General features: G+C 60.9%; 17 protein-coding genes and 2 pseudogenes. 13 read left to right on the top strand and 6 right to left on the bottom strand.

All coding sequences use genetic code 11. The features are described 5' to 3' along the window. Positions 1–5: 5 nt before the first annotated feature. The gene (locus QTL95_RS26230) at positions 6–1,289 is read right to left on the bottom strand and encodes an O-acetylhomoserine aminocarboxypropyltransferase (RefSeq protein WP_289722783.1); all 1,284 of its coding nucleotides are present in this window, start codon (positions 1,287–1,289) and stop codon (positions 6–8) included. 106 nt (positions 1,290–1,395) lie between these two features. Then, positions 1,396–1,824: a CoA-binding protein gene (locus QTL95_RS26225; RefSeq protein ID WP_289722782.1), complete on the bottom strand. Its 429-nt coding sequence runs from the start codon at positions 1,822–1,824 to the stop codon at positions 1,396–1,398. A gap of 95 nt (positions 1,825–1,919) precedes the next feature. Between QTL95_RS26225 and QTL95_RS26220 the strand changes: the two genes are divergently transcribed. Both QTL95_RS26220 and QTL95_RS26215 read left to right on the top strand, forming a co-directional pair. Beyond that, positions 1,920–2,249 carry a hypothetical protein gene (locus tag QTL95_RS26220; RefSeq protein WP_037178961.1) on the top strand — a complete coding sequence of 110 codons (330 nt, stop codon included), beginning with the start codon at positions 1,920–1,922 and terminating at the stop codon, positions 2,247–2,249. Positions 2,250–2,664: 415 nt separating this feature from the next. Further along, complete coding sequence (locus QTL95_RS26215) at positions 2,665–3,501, top strand: EamA family transporter (RefSeq protein WP_289722781.1); 837 nt, start codon at positions 2,665–2,667, stop codon at positions 3,499–3,501. 11 nt (positions 3,502–3,512) lie between these two features. Here the strand turns inward: QTL95_RS26215 and QTL95_RS26210 are convergent, their stop codons facing one another. Beyond that, a complete protein-coding gene (locus tag QTL95_RS26210) occupies positions 3,513–4,343 on the bottom strand; it encodes an enoyl-CoA hydratase (RefSeq protein ID WP_289722780.1) in 831 nt (276 codons plus the stop codon). Positions 4,344–4,416: 73 nt separating this feature from the next. Here QTL95_RS26210 and QTL95_RS26205 point away from each other — a divergent pair. The 8 genes and pseudogenes from QTL95_RS26205 (at position 4,417) to QTL95_RS26170 (ending at position 9,527) form a co-directional block, all read left to right on the top strand. Continuing rightward, positions 4,417–4,848, top strand: a pseudogene (locus tag QTL95_RS26205) (PaaI family thioesterase). Positions 4,849–5,070: 222 nt separating this feature from the next. Further along, entirely contained in the window at positions 5,071–5,535 is a 465-nt protein-coding gene (gene rplM, locus QTL95_RS26200) for a 50S ribosomal protein L13 (protein ID WP_037177442.1), read from the top strand. Between the two features lie 2 nt (positions 5,536–5,537). Beyond that, positions 5,538–6,005 (top strand): 30S ribosomal protein S9, encoded by a 468-nt coding sequence (gene rpsI / locus QTL95_RS26195; protein WP_037177440.1) that lies wholly within the window; start codon positions 5,538–5,540, stop codon positions 6,003–6,005. 102 nt (positions 6,006–6,107) lie between these two features. Further along, positions 6,108–6,398: pseudogene (locus QTL95_RS26190) on the top strand (type II toxin-antitoxin system RelE/ParE family toxin). A gap of 2 nt (positions 6,399–6,400) precedes the next feature. Further along, positions 6,401–6,697: an addiction module antidote protein gene (locus QTL95_RS26185; RefSeq protein ID WP_289722779.1), complete on the top strand. Its 297-nt coding sequence runs from the start codon at positions 6,401–6,403 to the stop codon at positions 6,695–6,697. A 66-nt stretch (positions 6,698–6,763) separates the two neighbouring features. After that, positions 6,764–7,723 (top strand): agmatinase, encoded by a 960-nt coding sequence (gene speB / locus QTL95_RS26180; protein WP_289722778.1) that lies wholly within the window; start codon positions 6,764–6,766, stop codon positions 7,721–7,723. Positions 7,724–7,786: 63 nt separating this feature from the next. After that, a complete protein-coding gene (gene argC / locus QTL95_RS26175) occupies positions 7,787–8,719 on the top strand; it encodes an N-acetyl-gamma-glutamyl-phosphate reductase (RefSeq protein WP_289722777.1) in 933 nt (310 codons plus the stop codon). Between the two features lie 16 nt (positions 8,720–8,735). Then, positions 8,736–9,527: a sulfite exporter TauE/SafE family protein gene (locus tag QTL95_RS26170; RefSeq protein ID WP_289722776.1), complete on the top strand. Its 792-nt coding sequence runs from the start codon at positions 8,736–8,738 to the stop codon at positions 9,525–9,527. Between the two features lie 5 nt (positions 9,528–9,532). Here the strand turns inward: QTL95_RS26170 and QTL95_RS26165 are convergent, their stop codons facing one another. The 3 genes from QTL95_RS26165 to QTL95_RS26155 form a co-directional block, all read right to left on the bottom strand. Further along, entirely contained in the window at positions 9,533–9,940 is a 408-nt protein-coding gene (locus QTL95_RS26165; RefSeq protein WP_289722775.1) for a DoxX family protein, read from the bottom strand. Between the two features lie 117 nt (positions 9,941–10,057). Beyond that, entirely contained in the window at positions 10,058–10,963 is a 906-nt protein-coding gene (locus QTL95_RS26160) for an aminoglycoside phosphotransferase family protein (protein WP_289722774.1), read from the bottom strand. Further along, positions 10,944–11,120 carry a hypothetical protein gene (locus QTL95_RS26155; protein ID WP_289722773.1) on the bottom strand — a complete coding sequence of 59 codons (177 nt, stop codon included), beginning with the start codon at positions 11,118–11,120 and terminating at the stop codon, positions 10,944–10,946. The genes QTL95_RS26160 and QTL95_RS26155 overlap by 20 nt, the downstream gene beginning before the upstream one ends. Positions 11,121–11,229: 109 nt before the next feature. On the opposite strand from QTL95_RS26155, the gene QTL95_RS26150 reads away from it, so the two are divergent. The 3 genes from QTL95_RS26150 to QTL95_RS26140 all read left to right on the top strand — a co-directional run bounded on the left by QTL95_RS26150 (position 11,230) and on the right by QTL95_RS26140 (position 12,667). Further along, positions 11,230–11,382 carry a hypothetical protein gene (locus tag QTL95_RS26150; RefSeq protein ID WP_289722772.1) on the top strand — a complete coding sequence of 51 codons (153 nt, stop codon included), beginning with the start codon at positions 11,230–11,232 and terminating at the stop codon, positions 11,380–11,382. 9 nt (positions 11,383–11,391) lie between these two features. Continuing rightward, a complete protein-coding gene (dapA, locus tag QTL95_RS26145) occupies positions 11,392–12,294 on the top strand; it encodes a 4-hydroxy-tetrahydrodipicolinate synthase (RefSeq protein ID WP_289722771.1) in 903 nt (300 codons plus the stop codon). A gap of 115 nt (positions 12,295–12,409) precedes the next feature. Beyond that, a complete protein-coding gene (locus QTL95_RS26140; protein WP_289722770.1) occupies positions 12,410–12,667 on the top strand; it encodes a hypothetical protein in 258 nt (85 codons plus the stop codon). Positions 12,668–12,731: the final 64 nt, after the last annotated feature.

Genomic DNA, 12,731 nt, shown 5'->3' with positions numbered 1-12,731 from the left:
TTTACTCAGATCTTTGCCAAGGATTGCTCGAGGTCGGCGATGATGTCCTTCACATCCTCGATGCCGATCGACAGGCGAACGACGTCGGCTCCGGCACCGGCGGCGATGCGTTGATCGTCGGTCAACTGGCGGTGCGTCGTCGAGGCGGGATGGATGACGAGCGAGCGGGTGTCGCCGATATTGGCGAGATGCGAAAAGAGCTGCAGCCCCTCGACCAGCGCCTTGCCGGCATCGTAGCCGCCCTTGACGCCAAAGGTGAAGACGGACCCCGCTCCTCTCGGCGAATAGCGCTGCTGCAATGCATGGTTCGGATCGTCATCAAGACCGGAATAATTGACCCATGCGATCTTGCTATGCGCCTTCAGCCACTTGGCGACGGCGAGCGCGTTTTCGCTGTGTCGCTGCATTCTGAGCGGCAGCGTCTCGATGCCGGTCAGGATCAGAAAGGCGTTGAAGGGTGAGATTGCCGGACCAAGATCGCGCAGACCCAGCACGCGGCAGGCGATGGCGAATGCGAAATTGCCGAAAGTAGAATGTAGGACGACGCCGTTATACTCCGGTCGCGGACTGGAGAGCATCGGATAGTTGCCCGACTTCGACCAGTCGAAGGTGCCGCCATCGACGATGATGCCGCCCATGGAGTTGCCGTGGCCGCCGAGGAACTTGGTGAGCGAGTGAACCACGATATCGGCACCGTGCTCGATGGGGCGGATGAGATAGGGGCTGGCCATCGTGTTGTCGACGATCAGCGGCAGGCCGTGCTTGTGCGCCACTTCGGCGATGGCAGCGATATCGACGAAGGTGCCGCCGGGGTTCGCCAGGCTTTCGATGAAGATCGCGCGCGTCTTGTCGTCGATCTGCTTTTCGAAGCTCGTCGGATCAGCGGAATCACCCCAGCGAACCTCCCAGCCGAAATTATCGAGGGCATGGCCGAACTGGTTGATGGAGCCGCCATAGAGGCGCTTGGCGGCGACGAAGTTTTCGCCCGGACGTAGGAGCGTATGAAAGACGATCATCTGCGCGGCATGGCCCGATGCGACGGCCAGCGCCGCCGTGCCGCCCTCCAGCGCCGCCACGCGCTCTTCCAGAACCGCCTGCGTCGGGTTCATGATGCGCGTATAGATATTGCCGAACTGCTGCAGGCCGAAGAGTGCCGCGGCGTGATCGGCATCGTTGAAGACGTAAGCCGTTGTCTGGTAGATCGGCGTCGCGCGCGCCCCCGTCGCCGGGTCCGGCTGCGCACCGGCATGCACCGCCAACGTATTGAATCCCGGATCGTTCTTGGCCATGAAACCCTCCCTTTGTTGACCTGGTGGCCGGGAGCATAGCCCAGGATCGGCAAAAGTTAATCGCGTTCCGTTTCAAGCTGCACGGTTAAAGCGAAAAATCCGTCTCCTACGCCGCGAGCCGCGGAATTTCGATTGCCGGGCAGCGATCCATCACCACTCTTATGCCGGCCGCTTCCGCCTTCGCCGCGGCGGCATCGTCGCGCACGCCGAGCTGCGCCCAGATCACCTTCGGGCGGGGGTTCATCCGCAGCGCTTCTTCAACGACGCTACCCAGATATTCGGAGGCCCGGAAGACATCGATCATGTCGACGGCTACCGGGACATCTGCCAGATGCGCGCAGACGGTCTGCCCCTGGATTTGCTTGCCGGCCTGGCCGGGATTGACCGGAATGACTTGATAGCCGCGTGACAGGAGATATCCCATCACACCATTGCTCGGGCGAGCAGGATTGGGAGAAGCGCCGGTGAGCGCGATCGTCTTTACGGAATTCAGAATGTCGAGGATGTAGCGGTCGTCATATGCGTCGTGATTCATAGGATCGCCTCCTGCCGCGTTTATTTATCCACTGTTGAAACCCGCGGGCGGTTTTGGCGTATATAGGTAGCAGGATGTCGAAGGAGGATGTTCCCATGAAGAAAATGGTTCTTGCTCTTGCAGTCGTCATGGCCGCATCGCCGGCGCTTGCCATCTCCCGCTACAATTCGCAATCAATGAGCTGCCAGAGCGCGCGGGCCGCCATCCACAATGAAGGGGCGGTCATCCTGCGCTATCCGTCGAAGCGCGTGCAGGGCATGACGCTCTACGATCGCTACATCCGCAACAGCCGCTATTGCGAGGCCAATGAATACGCGGAATGGACGACTATCCCGACGAAGGACAACCCGCGCTGCCGCGTGCTCAACTGCCAGAATATAGACAACCTCGACGGGATGTTTATCGTGCCGGACTACTCGCTCTAGCGTTGGTATACATTTGGCCTACACAAGGCGATGCTTTGCGCCCCGAATACAACTTCTAGAATTATGTGCAATGCAACCCGATAGATGAGTTGCTTTATCAGGTTAAGTTGGCGTTCCAACAGAGAAAAACACCCAAGGCAGGGAAATTAGCGTTCGCTGTATAACCCATGTATGTTCATAACCTGTTCATGCGTATGTTAGCATCACCTCATGGTTGAATGATCAAAATCGATTTAAACGTCTTTGGGGTACGTGCATCGAAAACATCGGCCCAAGGTTCGTCTGCAAGTTGCTCTATTGAAAACAATCGTATGACTTTTTCGTAGTTCAGCCGTGCGAATTGCGATTGCTTTTTTTAAAGCGTGGCGCAACAAACGATCGCCCACCCGATTACCACACCATCCGGTAGTTCCCCGTGCCCCCAGACGTCATCCTGCTTGTCCTCTTTGGTGCCCTGCTCCACGCCACATGGAACGCCATGATCAAGGCGGGCACGGACAAATCGCTTGATGCCAGCCTGATTTCGGCTGGCGGCGCGGTCGCGGCGCTACCATTTCTGGCCCTCCTGCCGCTGCCGCAACCAGCCGCATGGCCGTTCATCGGCGCTTCTGCCGTTCTCCAATTCATTTACTTCCAACTGGTCGCGGGTGCCTATCGCGCCGGCGACATCGGGCTGGTCTATCCGCTGATGCGCGGCTGTGCGCCGCTTCTGATCGCCGCAACCAGCGGCTTCATCCTCGACGAGACCCTGTCGACCGGCGCACTCATCGGCACCATGACAATCTGCGCCGGCATCCTGACGCTTGCGCTCGAGGCGCGGAAAGGAAATGGCCATGCGATCGTGCTGGCGCTCGCCAATGCCTTCGTGATCGCGACCTACACCTATGTCGACGGTATCGGCGCACGCGCATCGGGCAACGCGATCTCCTACACGCTCTGGATGTCGCTCTTGCCGCCAGTGCTTCTATTCAGCTGGGCGATTTCGCGGCGCGGGCTTTACACCGTCGCCGTTCATGTCCGCTTCAACTGGTGGCGTGGGCTGATCGGCGGCACCGGCTCGATTGCTTCCTACGGCCTGGCGCTCTGGGCGATGACCAAGGCACCGGTTGCAACAGTTGCGGCGCTACGCGAGACGTCCATCCTGTTCGCGCTGATCATCTCCGTTCTGGTACTCAAGGAAAAGGCGAGCCCATGGCGCTACCTCGCCGGCGCGATCATCGCCGCCGGCGGGCTGATCCTGAAGCTGGGTTAGCTATTCCCAAGCTATTCTGTGGTCCAGTCGGGCATCCGTTTGTCGAGGAATGCGCCGATCCCCTCCTCCGCATCATCAGTCATCATGCTGTCCACCATGACCTCGGCCGCATAGCTGTAAGCTTCCTCGACCGGCATTTCGAGCTGGCGATAGAAGGCTTCCTTGCCGATCCTGACCGCCATCGGAGACTTGCTGGCGATAACGGAGGCGTATTTGGTGACGACCTGCGACAGATACTGCTTCGGTACGATACGATTCACCAGGCCAAAATCCTTGGCGGTCGAGGCATCGATCGTTTCGCCGGTCAGCAGCATTTCCATCGCCTGCTTGCGGTGCGCGGCCCGCGTCACCGCCACCATCGGCGTGGCGCAGAACAGCCCGATATTGACGCCGGGCGTGCAGAAGGTCGCGGTGTCCGTGCAGATCGCGAGGTCGCAGGACGCGACGAGCTGGCAGCCAGCGGCGGTCGCCAGGCCGTCGATCTCGGCGATGACAGGCTTGGGCAGGCGGGTGATTTCAAGCATGAGATCCGCCGCCAACGCGAAGGTTTCCTCGAAGAAGGCTTCGCCCTCGTCGGGGTCGCCGCGATGGGCGGTGAGTTCCTTGAGATCGTGGCCCGCCGAAAAGACGTCGCCGGTCGATGCAATGACCACAACGCGCACCGCCTGGTCCTCGGCGGCGTTCTGGAGTTCGCCCATCAAGGTTTCGAGCATGGCGATCGACAGGAGGTTGGCCGGAGGATTGTTCAGCGTCAGCCGCAGAATACCGTCGGCGAACTGGCGCAGAACGAGCGCGCCGTTCTCTTTGCCCGCCTCGGTTCGAAAGGATAGGACTTCGGCCATGGTCTAACTCCCTGCATGTCTATTTCGTGCTATCACTTCTGCCATAAGAGATCAGCAATTTCGAGGAGGGTCGATGCAGCCGGTTCTGACCATCGGGGAGGTTCACCGGTTTCTGGAGACGGATTTCCCGCAGATCCATACGGACGGCCGCGTGATGAGCGTGACCGAGATCGCATCGGGCCGCGCCTCGATGCGGCTCGATCCCCTGGAGCGGCATCTCAGGCCCGGCGGCACCGTCTCCGGGCCTGCCCTTTTCGCGCTCGCGGATGTGACCGCCTATGTTGCGGTCATCGCTCATATCGGCGTCGTGCCGCTGGCGGTGACCACAAGTCTCAATATCAATTTCCTGCGGCTGCCGTAGCTGAAACCGACCACTTGCACCTGCAAGATCCTCAAGCTCGGCAAGCGACTGGCGGTGCTCGACGCATCTATTTTTCAGGACAATCCTGACGAATTGGTCGCGCATGCGACGGTGACATACTCGATTCCACCGCGGCGAAATTGAGGTATCACGATACCTCATATCTAAACCATTGATTTTGCTTCGTTGTTTTTACGAATGCCCGGCCCAGCGATATTGACCCTCCGTGTGGGAAGCCTTATACACACCGCCAGAAGGCAGCCTTTCCCGGCTGCTTTCTTTTTGGTGCGCCCTAGGGCTCCCAAATCAAGCAACAAGAAACGCCCTTTCGCCTTCGGGCAAAGGGATCAAAAGAGAGTAACTACTATGGCAACCTTCTCCCAGAAGCCTGCAGAGGTAGAGAAGAAGTGGGTCATCATCGACGCCGAAGGGCTTGTCGTTGGTCGTCTCGCTTCTGTTATCGCCATGCGTCTGCGCGGCAAGCACAAGGCTACCTTCACTCCTCACGTTGACGACGGCGACAATGTCATCGTCATCAATGCCGACAAGGTCGTATTCACCGGCAAGAAGTATTCCGACAAGGTTTACTACTGGCACACCGGTTTCGCCGGCGGCATCAAGGAGCGTACCGCTCGCCAGATCATCGAAGGCCGCTTCCCGGAGCGCGTTCTCGAAAAGGCTGTTGAGCGCATGGTTCCGCGTGGCCCGCTCGGTCGTCGCCAGATGAAGAACCTCCGCGTTTACGCCGGTTCGAACCATCCTCATGAAGCTCAGCAGCCCGTCGTTCTCGACGTTGCCAAGCTCAACAAGAAGAACGTAAGGAGCGCCTAAGAATGGCTGACCTCTCCTCCCTGAAGGATCTCGGCACGGCTACCGAAGCTTCGGCTCCGGCCCACGTCCGTAAGGTCGATTCGCTTGGCCGCTCCTACGCGACCGGCAAGCGCAAGAACGCCGTTGCCCGTGTATGGGTCAAGCCGGGCTCCGGCAAGATCGTCATCAACGGCAAGGAATTCACGGAATACTTCGCACGTCCGGTTCTGCAGATGATTCTGCGTCAGCCGATCGTCGCTGCTGCCCGTGACGGCCAGTTCGACATCATCGCAACGGTTGCAGGCGGCGGTCTTTCCGGCCAGGCCGGTGCCGTTCGTCACGGCGTCTCCAAGGCACTCACCTACTTCGAACCGGGCCTGCGCTCGGTCCTGAAGAAGGGTGGCTTCCTGACCCGCGACAGCCGCGTCGTCGAGCGTAAGAAGTACGGCAAGGCCAAGGCCCGCCGTTCGTTCCAGTTCTCCAAGCGTTAATCGCTTCGGACTTCGGAATGTGGAAAGGTCGGGTGCAAACCCGGCCTTTTTTCGTTTTGTCATGTGCTTTGACAATCCGGTTCCGTGAACTATAATTCACACATGATTGAAGTACGCCAAACGCCTTTATTCGCCAGGTGGCTTGGCGACCTCCGGGATGACAGAGCCGCCTGCGTATCGCTGCGCGCATTCGCAGGATGGAACTCGGAAATCCAGGCGATGTGAAATCGGTTGGCGAAGGCGTGAGCGAGATACGCATTTCTTACGGACCGGGTTATCGTGTCTATTTCATCCGCGCTGCGGACACGATCACCATCCTGCTTGTGCGGCGGAGATAAGTCCACACAAAGCCGCGATATTGCTCTGGCGAAGCGGATGGCAAAGGAGATCTGAACATGCCTCTCAAAACCACACGCTTCGACATTCAGGATCACCTGAAAACGCCGGAAGACCGACTTCTTTATCTTGAGGCGGCATTCGATGATGGCGACCCTGCGCTTATCGCGCATGCGCTAGGCGATGTCGCCCGGACAGTCGGCATGACGTCTATCGCCAAGGACGCCGGAGTCACGCGGGAAGCGCTCTACAAGGCGCTCAGCGAAACAGGCGACCCGCGGCTGTCTACCTTCTTCGGCGTCATAAAGGCGCTTGGGCTGAAGATTTCCATTGAGGCGGACCAGGACGCTGCTTGAGTTTCATCATAGGTCTGCGACCGGGCCTATGACTTTCACCGAACTCCCAGACTAAAGGACAGTCACTTGGCGAATAAGTCGATCGATCATGCCTTCACGGCAACGAGCCTCACCTCGGCGGCAACGGACCCGACGTTTGCCGGTGCCCTGTCCTTCATGCGCCGGCGCTTCACCAAGAATCTTGATGGTGCCGACGTGGTGGTCTGGGGCGTTCCTTTCGACGCCGCGACCTCCAATCGGCCGGGTACGCGCTTCGGGCCGCAGGCGATCCGGCGGGCTTCAGCGATCTTCGACAACGATCCGCAATATCCCTTCAATCGCGATCTCTTCGCCGAGATGGCCGTCATCGACTACGGCGATTGCCTGCTTGATTACGGCAATCACCAGGAGACGCCAGCGGCGATCGAACGGCAGGCGAAGGCGATCGTCGATGCCGGTGCCTTCATGCTGACGCTTGGCGGCGACCATTACGTGACATGGCCCATCCTCAAGGCGCATGCGGCAAAGCACGGCCCGCTTGCGCTTGTGCAGTTCGACGCACATCAGGATACGTGGTTCGACGACAACAAGCGGATCGACCATGGCTCCTTCGTGGCGCGCGCGGTCCGCGACGGTATCATCGATCCTGATCGGTCTATCCAGATCGGCATCCGCACGCATGCGCCCGACGATTTCGGAATCAATATCCTCTACGGCCACCAGGTCGAGGAGATGAGCGCGGCCGAGATCGCCTCGACGATCATCTCGCACACCAAGGGTGCGCCCAGCTATCTGACCTTCGATATCGACTGCCTGGATCCCGCCCATGCACCCGGCACCGGCACGCCGGTCTCAGGCGGTCCCTCAAGCGCCAAGATCCTCTCCGTGCTGCAGCGGCTGCACCAGCTCGATATCCGTGGCGCCGACGTGGTCGAGGTGTCGCCGGCCTACGACCACGCCGACATCACCGCCATTGCGGGGGCGACGGTCGCGATGTATATGCTGGGGCTGCACGCCGAACGACGCGCGACAGCGTCACACGGCTGACTCATCCATCTTACAAAATGATTCCGGACTTCTTTCTAACCTATTGAAAGTGTGAGCAAGACAATGGCACCGAAGATCTTCATCGATGGCGAACACGGCACGACGGGCCTGCAGATCCGCACGCGCATGGCCGGCCGCCGCGATGTCGAGCTTCTGTCCATTCCGGAAGCGGAGCGCCGCAATGCCGCGATCCGCGAGGACATGCTCAATAGCGCCGACATCGCCATCCTCTGCCTGCCCGACGAGGCGTCGAAGGAAGCCGTGCAGATGGTCTCGGCTAACAACAATGTGCGCGTCATCGACACCTCCACGGCCTTCCGCGTCGACCCTTCCTGGGCCTATGGCTTCGCCGAGATGGACAAGGATCAGGCAGGCAAAATCAAGTCGGCGCGCTTCGTCGCCAATCCCGGCTGCTATCCGACCGGCGCCATCGGCCTGATGCGGCCGCTGCGTGCCGCCGGCATTCTTTCGGACGGCTATCCTGTGACCGTCAACGCGGTCTCCGGCTATACCGGCGGCGGCAAGCAGATGATCGCGCAGATGGAAGACCAGAGCCGTGACGACGCGATCAGCGCACCGCACTTCCTCTACGGCCTGACGCTGACGCACAAGCATGTGCCTGAGATGAAGATCCACGGCCTGCTCGACCGCGCGCCGATCTTCGCGCCATCGGTCGGCAAGTTCGCGCAGGGCATGATCGTGCAGGTTCCGCTGCACCTCGACATGCTGGCCGCAGGCACGACGCTGGAGAGCATTCACGCGGCGCTGACCGCCCACTATGCCGGTCAGGATATCGTCACGGTCGTGCCGCTTGCAGACAGCAGCAAGATGGCACGTGTCGATGCAGTCGAGCTCGCCGGCAAGGACACGATGAAGCTCTTCGTCTTCGGCACGCCGGATGGTTCGCAGGTCAATCTCGTCGCCCTGCTCGACAATCTCGGCAAGGGTGCCTCGGGTGCCGCCGTGCAGAACATGGACCTGATGCTGGCCTCCTGAGCGAGGCCGGGCTTTCATGTCGTTTTCCGATAGTATGGCCGATATCGGTGCGTGGCTTTCCGCCGCGCTGCCGGATCATGGCATCTATTCGCTCATTGCAATCGCTTTCGTCGCCGGGCTGGCACGGGGTTTCTCCGGGTTCGGCGCAGCACTGATCTTCATACCGCTCGGCGGTGCCATCATCGGGCCGAAGCTGATTTCGCCGGTGCTGCTTCTCATCGATGGGCTGGCGACACTGGGGATGATCCCGCCTGCCTGGAAGCGCGCGAACCGGCGCGAGGTGTTCACCATGGCCGCCGGTGCGATACTGGGGGTTCCCGCGGGTACCGCCATCCTAACGCTCATGGACCCGCTGTTGCTTCGCTGGTCGATCACCGTCATCGCATTGCTGCTGCTTGCACTGCTGGTCTCGGGCTGGCGCTATCACGGCGAGCCGCATTCCTATCTCAGCGCCGGCGTCGGCCTTACGGCCGGACTGTTCAGCGGCGCCGCACAGCTTGGCGGACCGCCTGTTGTGGCCTACTGGCTAGGCGGGAAGACGGACTTCGCCAAGGTGCGCTCCAACGTCATCCTCTACTTCGCCATTTCCACCTGCTTCAGCGTCGTCAGCTACTATGCCGGCGGGCTTTTCGTTCCGGCGGTTTTCGCACTGACCGTCGTGATCTTGCCTAGTTACGCGATCGGGCTGTTCGCCGGCTCGAAGCTCTTCGGCTTCGCCAAGGAGAGCACGTTCCGAGTGATCTGCTACGGCCTGATCGGCGCGTCCGCCTTTCTCGGCATGCCTATTCTTGACGGTATCCTGCGCTGAGCCGATCAGGCAAAGCGCCTTGCAGCACCCAGCCAGACGACCAGGGCATTGCCCGGACCATGAACCGCGGCGAACAGCAGACCGGCCAGAAAGGTGAAGTGATCGATGAAGAACCCGAATTCCGCCTGATTGCCGCTCCAGCGGCCGGGACCGTGAAAAGCGAGGGCGAGAAAAATGACGTAGACGCCTGCCAGCAGCGAGGCCGGCGAGAAGAATACACCGGTGAAGAACGCGGCTGCCAGCGCCAGCTCGAAGATGGCAGCGAGCCACGCGAGCAGCAACGGAAACGGGAAACCAGCAGCGGCAATGTAAGTGGCCGTGCCCGACATATCCATGAACTTGAAGCTGGTCGCCACCAGGAACACGGCGCCGAATATCAGCCGCCCGACCAGAATTGCAATCGTCCGTCCCATGTCATCCTCCCTTGCGGCCCATCGGCCTTGATCGTTCTTCCGGCTCATGCCGGTCGATGCGTCAAGGACGCAGCGGATCATCGCTTCCCGACATCGCGCCTTGCATTTCTTCCAAGCTCAGGTCTTGGCTGCCCATTGCTGGTGATCCGCGATCACCTCCCCGATGATCCGCCAGGACTGTTCGACATCGCGCGGCGCGGCGCCAGCGATCCCCGCGGCAACAATCAGAGCCTTCCAGAGAGTCCAGCCGCGCCCCCGGGCCCAGGTTCCGGCATCGAGCCCCCTGGCGGCGCGAAAAGTCTCGCGACTTTTACCGTCGAAGAGGTGCCAGGTGATCGCGAGGTCGCAGGCAGGATCGCCGATCCCCGACGTGCCGAAGTCGATCACGGCGCTCAACCGGCCATCCTCGACCAGCAGGTTGCCATAGGCGATATCGCCGTGGAACCAAACAGGCGGCTTCGTCCACTCCGTCGATAGCGCAACGTCCCACACGCTTTCGGCGGCGGCCCTATCGATTCTGCCGGCAAGCGCCCGCAGCGCCTCGCGGGTTTGGGCGTCATAGACCCTCAAAGAACCGCCCCGGTAGAAATTATGCGAACCGGGCGTCGGCCCTCCCGTGGCGTCGACCGCCTGCAGAGCATTCAGGAAGCTTGCGAGCGAGACGGCGAAATCATTGAGGCCGGCGATCCGCTCCTTCAGCGCCGTCTCGCCATCGCGCCAAGCATAGACCGACCAGCGCCACGGATAAGTCTCGTCCGGCTTGCCCATGGCAAGGGGCTGAGGAATGGGAAGCGGCAGCTGCGGCGCGAGAATCGGCAGCCAATGCTGCTCCTTTTCAACCTGCTCCGCGTAACCAGCCGCACTCGGCAAGCGGACAACCATGCGCTCGCCGAGATGAAACGTCCTGTTGTCCCATCCGCCATTGGCGACCGGCCGTACAGGGAGGTCGGACCATTGAGGAAACTGTCTAGCGATCAATCCGGCGACGAGCGCCTTGTCGATATCAGGGGTGTCGTCTGCCATAGAGTTCCTCCTGCGGCGAATAATGGCAGTCGGAAAACGCCGAGATCAACCCCGGTAACGACAGACGTTCGCAAATCGATTCAAGCGCCTCGCAAATCGATTCCGGAAACGCCAGCAAATGGCTGAGATCGGATTCAATTCCGGCGATGGCCCACACTCTCGCCTCCTCGAATTCCTATGCCATTCCTATGTCTCGGAGACGTGACCCGAATGGATTTACTACGACCGGCGGCGTTAGCCTTGGCTGTCAATATGGAGGCTAAGCCATGCATGGACCGTTGTTTTCACAGATTCCCGGCCCACGGCCGCGGCCGATCGGCAAGCGGCAGATGCGTGAGCGCCGCACGGCGGCAATGCTGATCATTTTCGGCGTCGTCCTCGCCGCCGTGGAACTCTACGTGATCATCGGCGCGCTCTGAGACAGCACGATGCCAGGAGACAAGGCTCTGCGCCTCGGCGCGACGACGACCGCTCTCATTACGCCTTTCCGAGACGACAAGGTAGACATCGGTGCGCTGGAACGGCTGGTCGAGCGGCAGGTCCTGGCGGGTGTCGATGGGCTCGCAGTGTGCACGCCAACCGCGGAGAGCCCTACCCTTACCATTGCAGAGCGCTCCGAGATCATCCGCACCTGCGTGCGCATCGCCGCGGGTCGCGTGCCAGTTGTCGCCGCGACGGGGACCAACGACACGGCGGGCTCGATCGAGCTTACGCGGCGGGCGGAAGCGCTAGGCGCAGGCGCGGCGCTGGTCACGGTGCCCTATTATTCCAAGCCAGGCCAAAACGGCATGATCAATCATTTCAGGCAGATCGCGACAGCCAGCCGGCTCCCCTTGATCGTCTACGACGATCCTTCCCGGACGGCGACCCGCCTGACAGAGCAAACGATGGCGGCGCTCGCGGATATTCCGTTGATCGTGGGCCTCGCGAGCTGCTGCGACGGTTGCGAGATGCCGGCCCACTTGCGTGGCCGCTTCCATCACATATCGGGAGATGACGCCAGTGCGGTCCCGTTCCTGGTTTCCGGCGGTCATGGCATCCTCTCCACTGGCGCCAACGTTCAGCCACGGCTCTTTGGCTCCATGCACCAAGCTGCACGGGGCGGCAACCTCGCAGCGGCGCGGGTGCTCCATGATCGATTGCTGCCGCTGATGCGATCTCTTGGGGCGGATGGCGATCCATCGATCGTCAAATACGCGCTTCATCTGACGCTCGGCATCGACCCTGCCGTACGGCTTCCGCTGCTGCAGGCCGATCGCGAGGTGGAGATCGCGATAGCCGATGCCCTCGCCGACCTCTCATGCGGGGGGATACCCGGCATATCCATATGATATTTTCATCTTTTCCATGCTGGGGCACGATCGAACATGTATGCCGCAACACCTAGATTGCCGGTGTGAGGGCATCAGGCAACGCCTGACCTGAGATCATCCGAAAGGGACAACAATGCCATCTCTTCAATCGCTCCCCTCGATCGAACCGCTCCAACGCCAGCGGCCAGCCCGCTTCACGGTTGGCAAGGACAGCAATGGCCGCTGGGTCGTCGACGACCGCGAAGGACGTGTCGGCGGGGTGTTCATCAGCGAACACGCAGCGCTACATTTCGCGGCGGAGGAATGCGGCCGCGACCTCGCGGAAATTCGTCGCGCGCCTGATGGGGTCGTGCTGCCGTTCGGGACGTTTGCCGGCGACCGGTTTCACTGAACAGATCCTGTTTCAAAGTGAGAGCTCCACGCGGAGCCCCCCGCCTCCGACCACACGCTTCCTT

Source organism: Rhizobium sp. S152, from assembly GCF_030380735.1.
Classification (GTDB): domain Bacteria; phylum Pseudomonadota; class Alphaproteobacteria; order Rhizobiales; family Rhizobiaceae; genus Rhizobium.
The sequence above is the reverse complement of the archived record's forward strand: the minus strand, read 5'-3'. Positions and strand labels throughout refer to the sequence as shown.

Coding starts and splice junctions, on each gene's coding strand:
- QTL95_RS26230 (WP_289722783.1), bottom strand. CDS start 1,289: ATGGCCAAGAACGATCCGGGATTCAATACGTTGGCGGTGCATGCCGGT.
- QTL95_RS26225 (WP_289722782.1), bottom strand. CDS start 1,824: ATGAATCACGACGCATATGACGACCGCTACATCCTCGACATTCTGAAT.
- QTL95_RS26220 (WP_037178961.1), top strand. CDS start 1,920: ATGAAGAAAATGGTTCTTGCTCTTGCAGTCGTCATGGCCGCATCGCCG.
- QTL95_RS26210 (WP_289722780.1), bottom strand. CDS start 4,343: ATGGCCGAAGTCCTATCCTTTCGAACCGAGGCGGGCAAAGAGAACGGC.
- rplM (WP_037177442.1), top strand. CDS start 5,071: ATGGCAACCTTCTCCCAGAAGCCTGCAGAGGTAGAGAAGAAGTGGGTC.
- rpsI (WP_037177440.1), top strand. CDS start 5,538: ATGGCTGACCTCTCCTCCCTGAAGGATCTCGGCACGGCTACCGAAGCT.
- QTL95_RS26185 (WP_289722779.1), top strand. CDS start 6,401: ATGCCTCTCAAAACCACACGCTTCGACATTCAGGATCACCTGAAAACG.
- argC (WP_289722777.1), top strand. CDS start 7,787: ATGGCACCGAAGATCTTCATCGATGGCGAACACGGCACGACGGGCCTG.
- QTL95_RS26170 (WP_289722776.1), top strand. CDS start 8,736: ATGTCGTTTTCCGATAGTATGGCCGATATCGGTGCGTGGCTTTCCGCC.
- QTL95_RS26165 (WP_289722775.1), bottom strand. CDS start 9,940: ATGGGACGGACGATTGCAATTCTGGTCGGGCGGCTGATATTCGGCGCC.
- QTL95_RS26160 (WP_289722774.1), bottom strand. CDS start 10,963: ATGGCAGACGACACCCCTGATATCGACAAGGCGCTCGTCGCCGGATTG.
- QTL95_RS26150 (WP_289722772.1), top strand. CDS start 11,230: ATGCATGGACCGTTGTTTTCACAGATTCCCGGCCCACGGCCGCGGCCG.
- dapA (WP_289722771.1), top strand. CDS start 11,392: ATGCCAGGAGACAAGGCTCTGCGCCTCGGCGCGACGACGACCGCTCTC.
- QTL95_RS26140 (WP_289722770.1), top strand. CDS start 12,410: ATGCCATCTCTTCAATCGCTCCCCTCGATCGAACCGCTCCAACGCCAG.